5 protein-coding genes are annotated in these 6,000 nt (G+C 39.1%); 3 read left to right on the top strand and 2 right to left on the bottom strand.

The features are described from left to right. Positions 1–102: 102 nt before the first annotated feature. On the bottom strand, positions 103–552 hold the full coding sequence (locus tag EDD68_RS00145) for an Hsp20/alpha crystallin family protein (protein ID WP_132369934.1): 450 nt from the start codon (positions 550–552) through the stop codon (positions 103–105). Between the two features lie 163 nt (positions 553–715). On the opposite strand from EDD68_RS00145, the gene EDD68_RS00140 reads away from it, so the two are divergent. The 3 genes from EDD68_RS00140 (at position 716) to EDD68_RS00130 (ending at position 3,971) form a co-directional block, all read left to right on the top strand. Continuing rightward, complete coding sequence (locus tag EDD68_RS00140; protein WP_132369932.1) at positions 716–1,123, top strand: MerR family transcriptional regulator; 408 nt, start codon at positions 716–718, stop codon at positions 1,121–1,123. A 38-nt stretch (positions 1,124–1,161) separates the two neighbouring features. Continuing rightward, on the top strand, positions 1,162–2,499 hold the full coding sequence (gene glnA, locus EDD68_RS00135) for a type I glutamate--ammonia ligase (protein WP_132369930.1): 1,338 nt from the start codon (positions 1,162–1,164) through the stop codon (positions 2,497–2,499). 1,106 nt (positions 2,500–3,605) lie between these two features. Next, positions 3,606–3,971 carry a hypothetical protein gene (locus EDD68_RS00130; protein ID WP_132369928.1) on the top strand — a complete coding sequence of 122 codons (366 nt, stop codon included), beginning with the start codon at positions 3,606–3,608 and terminating at the stop codon, positions 3,969–3,971. A gap of 1,149 nt (positions 3,972–5,120) precedes the next feature. On the opposite strand, the gene lexA is transcribed toward EDD68_RS00130, so the two are convergent. Then, positions 5,121–5,738 carry a transcriptional repressor LexA gene (gene lexA / locus EDD68_RS00125; protein ID WP_132369926.1) on the bottom strand — a complete coding sequence of 206 codons (618 nt, stop codon included), beginning with the start codon at positions 5,736–5,738 and terminating at the stop codon, positions 5,121–5,123. Positions 5,739–6,000: the final 262 nt, after the last annotated feature.

Here is a 6,000-nt window from a genome sequence, read left to right as displayed (position 1 = left end):
ATGAAGTATAATCGACGTAGTGGGCATGATTTTTATGGGAGATAGATAAGGGCAACTACGCCTCTGCCTTCGCCTGTCGGCTTGTCAATCGGCGAGTTTTCTTTAATGGAATTCGATATCGATTTTTCTTTTTTGTTCATCACCTGTTTTAGGCATTCTGACTTCGAGAACGCCGTTTTTATAGGTCGCTTTTACTCCCTCTGAAGAAACGCTTGCAGGAAGGGGAATGGTGCGGTGAAAGCTGCCTTCATGTCGTTCCTGTGTCATAAATTTTTCCTCTTTAACTTCCCGGGTTCTGCTGATTTTACCGCTGATCGTCAGAGAATGGGTGTCCACCTCAATACGGACATCCTCTTTATTTTCAATTCCAGGAAGATCACACCTTGCTACAACTTCTTTCTCCGTTTCATATACATCTGCCCGTGGTGTCTGAAAAATGGGCTTGAATTCATCACGAAAGGTCAGTGATGGGAAATCGTTTGAGAAAAAATGATCCAGCTCCCTTTTCATATGTTCAAGTCTGCGAAAGGGTTCATAAGGAATCAGTGGCATAGCATTTAACCTCCAGAAACATTTATTTTTTTTATGTTGTGGAGGATTAGAAAACATATTCAATTTTTTTAAAAAAATATATGTTAAAAAACCTAACATCTATTGACAAGAATTATTACATTATGTATGATTGGTATAAATTCATCATGGAGGTGATCTTGGAATGGGACGTCAAGATCGTCGAACCATGCCGTTATTTCCGATCGGCATCGTCCAGTCTTTAACTGATTTATCAGCCAGACAAATCCGCTATTATGAGGAGCATGGACTAATTCATCCTGCCAGAACAGGAAGCAATCGCCGGTTATTTTCATTTGAAGATGTAGACCGATTGCTGGAAATCAAAGAACTGATTGATAAAGGAGTTAACCTCGCCGGTATAAAAGAAATGATGGCGCAAAAAGAAGTTCGTGCATCAACTTTAAAATCCGAACATAATGAATCAGAGAATGTCAAGAAAGACCTATCCGATCGAGAACTCAGGGAAATGTTGAAACAGGAAATTTTTGAGGCCGGACGTCTGAACAAAGCTTCGTTAAGACAGGGAGAATTATCCCGATTCTTCCATTAAAATAATATTTTTTTAATCATTCAGGAGGTATAAACAATATGGGATCGAAGTACAAAAAAGAGGACATTGTGAAAAAAATTAAAGAGGAAAATGTTAAGTTCATCCGTCTTCAGTTCACTGACATGCTGGGCACCATCAAAAATGTGGAAATTCCACTGAGCCAGCTTGACAAAGCGCTGGACAACAAGATTATGTTTGACGGATCGTCAATCGAAGGATTTGTTCGTATTGAAGAATCAGATATGTATCTATATCCTGATTTAGACACATTTGTCGTTTTTCCCTGGACTTCGGAAAAGGGGAAAGTTGCCCGTTTCATCTGTGATATTTACAAACCAGATGGAACACCTTTTGAAGGGTGTCCTCGCTATAATCTCAAGAAAAATCTAAAAAAGATGGAAGAGCTGGGATTCACCACGTTTAACATCGGTACTGAACCTGAATTCTTTTTGTTTAAGCTGGATGAAAATGGGGAACCTACCATGGAATTAAACGATAAAGGTGGATATTTTGACCTGGCACCAACCGATCTGGGTGAAAATTGCCGCCGGGATATCGTTCTTGAGCTGGAGGAAATGGGATTTGAAATCGAAGCTTCACACCATGAAGTGGCTCCAGGGCAGCATGAAATTGATTTTAAATATTCAGATGCCGTCAAACATTGTGATGATATTCAAACCTTCAAGCTGGTGGTAAAAACAATTGCCCGCAAGCATGGATTGCATGCTACGTTTATGCCGAAGCCGTTGTTTGGAGTAAATGGGTCCGGCATGCATTCCAATATGTCACTATTTAAAGGAGATCAAAATGCATTCTATGATCCAAACGGAGAGCTTCAGCTAAGTGAAACAGCATACCAGTTTATCGCGGGAATAGTCAAACACGCCCGAAATTTCACAGCTGTGACAAATCCTACGGTTAATTCATATAAACGCCTTGTTCCTGGCTATGAAGCACCTTGCTACGTAGCATGGTCCGGCCAAAACAGAAGTCCGCTCATACGTATCCCTTCTTCCAGAGGACTGAGTACCCGAATTGAGGTTCGAAGCGTAGACCCGGCAGCCAATCCTTATCTGGCTATGGCGGTCATGCTTGCTGCCGGTTTGGACGGAGTAGAAAATCGGTTAACTCCACCTAAAGCTGTAGACAGAAACATTTATGTGATGGATAAAAGGGAACGTCTTGATCATGGTGTAGAAGATCTTCCGGGAACGTTATTTGAAGCGCTTGATTTATTAAAACAGGATGAAGTCATCGTCAATGCCCTTGGAGATCATCTGTTTGCGCACTTTGTTGAGGCAAAAGAAATTGAATGGGATATGTTCCGTACACAGGTACATCCGTGGGAGAGGGAGCAGTATTTATCGCAGTATTGAAATTGTGTATCCCTTGTCGCTGTATGGCGGCAAGGGGTTTTGGTTTATTGGCCAAAATTTTTTAGCATGCCATCATAATATATCCCCCGCGAATCACCCACAAAAATTTAGTGAATATCTTTCATACAGCATTCGAAATGATCTTTGTACTTACCTGTAATGGGACCTTTAAAATGAGTGCGGCTTTCCCATCTATTTTTATGTTTTCTAAAACCAGGATTCGAGATAACATCCTTTATAACATTTTTAAAAAATCATCCTCAGCGATGATCTCAATATCCATTCCTGATTGTGCGTACTTCTCTGCCTTCTTCATTTTATTTCTTCACTTTAAGAACTTTGGAGACAGCCACTTTTAAACTTGTTTGTTTTTGACTGCTTCTAAATCTTTTTCTATGCGGTGAATAATTGTTCTTAGGTGTCGAGACCTTTTGAACGTTAGTGAATATAACAATTTAAAAAACAAAAGTTCAAACGTAGATGACCCCACCCTATCTCGGTTTACTATCATATTCATCTTATCAACTCCTATTATTTAAAAGGCATGTTCAGTTTATCACATTCAACAACTATTTCAAACATTATCATCTATACTAATGAATGGTTGTTTTAAAAAGGATATTCTTACTCGGGAGATATAGAACCCATCTCATACCTAAATAACTGAATCATTAGTTCAAAATATTTTGAATTCTGTTATAATCAAATTGTCTGTAGTGACGTTTTCAAATAGCGACACGGGTGTACGCCTCATAACAATAACCACCTTTTTGATTTTTTCGTTAAGGGTAAAGGCTTTTGCACGTGTATCCACATCCTTAATTTCTTTCCCGTCCAGGCGATTGGATAATAAGGACGAAATAAGGCATGAGTCTCGCTTTAAACGCATACTTCCTGAATAACCCCCGTCTGTTCTGTTCATAACATGTCTCTGGTACCAGAAAGTGGATGCTCGAGTGAATAGGCTGTTTGTTGTAAACTGGATAAATTCTGTTACCGCCTTATATGCCTCCTGGTATGTACTAAAGATCATACGATCCAGACATACTTCCTGTAAAGTGCGATGAACGGATAAAGTTAAAATAAGAAGAAATGAGGTTTGTCTTATGGGAAAGAAAAGATTGATCGTAGGAATCTTGATATTTATCATAGTTACTTTTTGTTCAACTATCATTTGGATGAAGAATCATAATATAATAGATGATGAATTCAGCAAAATAACCATCATAAATCATAATGAGGTTGTTGAAATAACCGACAGAGAGCGGATCAAAACAATGATTAATAAAATGAATAATAGCCCAAGAGATATAACCCTTCCAATTTTCTCGGGCTTTCGTTATGATTCGGTTGGTGAATTTGGGAAACTAACATTCAAAAACGAAAATGAAGTAAAAGAGTTTGTTTATATTTTAGAAAATGGGAATGTAATAACAAAATATTTCGTTATTAAAACGAGCTTTCATTTTTGAATGAATACTTTTTAAGTATAAACTGTCCCTTAAAAATTGGAACCGTTTTCGGAACCTGAAGAAGCTTGGTATTCAAGCATCTAAGGCATGGGAATGGCCAACAAAAGAAGGCTTCTGGCGAAACTCCAGAAATCACATCTTACATAGGGCCAGCACTGGTCAAACCTTGGCCTCAATTGCTGTATAACGATATAAATATCTGCGTTGGACTTAAATGGAATCGCCGTGTATGGACCCGTACACACGGTGGTGTGAGAGGTTGGGGGTTAATCCACCCTCCTAATCGATTCAAAAGATGGAGAGAGATGAAGGGAGTTAATGTGATCAGAGACATAGCGGCAACAATAGCCGCAACCTTGATTTCCATAAAAACATACCTGGAAATCAAGGAAAAGAAAAAGCGCTCCCACAAAGAGGAACGCTAACCCTAAGGGGAGGGAAACCTCCCCACCTATAAATAGTATATCACATCCACCGAAAAAGTATGAAATGAAGTCATCAGATTTACTTTTCATGTTTTTGTTCCTGATCGTCATCATTGATGTCGACTTTACAAAATGGACATACTATCTGGTGATCCTTTCAGACGGGGGAGTATGTCACTCAGGAGGGATTTATGGTAGAAAATCTGATCAAAGTAACAAGCAGAATGGTTTCCCGATATTTGAGAGATTGTTGAAGACCAGATTGATGGGAATTGGGTTTATGGTTTAGTATAGAAAGATGCTGAAAAGAGGCTACAGTTGTAACCTATAATTGAATTGTAAAAACAATTCTGCCGTAGAACATACTGTTGAAAATAGAAAATGAATCAAAATAAAAGCCAAATCCCTTAACGTACAGGTTTTTGGCTTTTTTTGTATCGAATTATGCCTGGCGCACAACATTTCCGAAATGAAGGCGGTGCGCCTATTTGAGTTCATATTAAAACATATAGACCTGGAGCCCTGTCCTGTATGGAATGAAAGGGTTTGTCACGTTTTCATTCAGTTTATACTTTGTTTCAAGCAGCTACCTGTATGAAAATTCGTCTTCCATAACCGTTTTCCAGTCTTTCAAATATGTGAATAGGATTCACATTGGCCATCACATGGCCCATCCTCCTTATCAGGCTCATCTTATCTCCTTGAATCTACAGATCACATTAAATTAGTCAATTTCCCGATAAAGTCCTACGACTTTTCCTAGAATGGTAACCTGTTTGACGATGATCGGTTCCATCGTCGCATTCTCCGGCTGCAGACGGATGTAATCTTTTTCTTTAAAAATTCGTTTAACAGTAGCTTCTTCATCTTCTGTCATGGCAACTACAATATCTCCATTTTCAGCTGTTTGCTGCTTTCTCACAATCACCAGGTCATCATTTAATATACCTGCTTCGATCATACTTTCTCCTTCAACCTTAAGAACAAACAAATCATCTGCAGATGGTGCTAGATGAGCCGGAACTGGAACATATTCCTCAATATTTTCAATCGCCGTAATCGGTTCACCGGCGGTTACTTTACCGATCAGCGGAGCATAGGCTGCGTCACTTTTGGGCAACTGGTTTTCCTCATCCAGAATTTCGATCGCCCGGGGCTTGGTCGGATCCCGGCGGATATAACCTTTTTGTTCAAGTCTAGACAGATGTCCGTGGACAGTAGAGCTGGATGCAAGCCCTACAGCCCTGGCAATTTCCCGTACAGATGGAGGATAGCCCTTTTGCATGACCTGCTCTTTTATGTAATCTAAAATCGCTTGCTGGCGTTTAGATAGCCTGTTCATATTTTTTCACCTCATACATATATATTGAACTGATCCTATTATAACATGATTTACCACCATATACAAACATTCGTTCGTAAAAAATCTTGACAAGAACGAATGTTCGTATATATAATACAAATAACCGAACAAAAGTTCTGTGGAGGCGGATGACATGTTTGAAAAGCGTTCTAAAATTGATATAACATTTATGGTGCTGTTTATTCTGAGTTTGATTTTTATGTATGTTACCATGTCTTCCGTTTAGGAAATGGAGCAGGTC

This window comes from Melghiribacillus thermohalophilus, from assembly GCF_004342905.1.
Taxonomy (GTDB): domain Bacteria; phylum Bacillota; class Bacilli; order Bacillales; family Alkalibacillaceae; genus Melghiribacillus; species Melghiribacillus thermohalophilus.
This window is presented reverse-complemented; position numbering and strand designations above follow the sequence as displayed.

Bases quoted from the DNA above. Each gene is read 5' to 3' on its own strand.
- EDD68_RS00145 (WP_132369934.1), bottom strand. From the start codon at position 552: ATGCCACTGATTCCTTATGAACCCTTTCGCAGACTTGAACATATGAAA.
- EDD68_RS00140 (WP_132369932.1), top strand. From the start codon at position 716: ATGGGACGTCAAGATCGTCGAACCATGCCGTTATTTCCGATCGGCATC.
- glnA (WP_132369930.1), top strand. From the start codon at position 1,162: ATGGGATCGAAGTACAAAAAAGAGGACATTGTGAAAAAAATTAAAGAG.
- EDD68_RS00130 (WP_132369928.1), top strand. From the start codon at position 3,606: ATGGGAAAGAAAAGATTGATCGTAGGAATCTTGATATTTATCATAGTT.
- lexA (WP_132369926.1), bottom strand. From the start codon at position 5,738: ATGAACAGGCTATCTAAACGCCAGCAAGCGATTTTAGATTACATAAAA.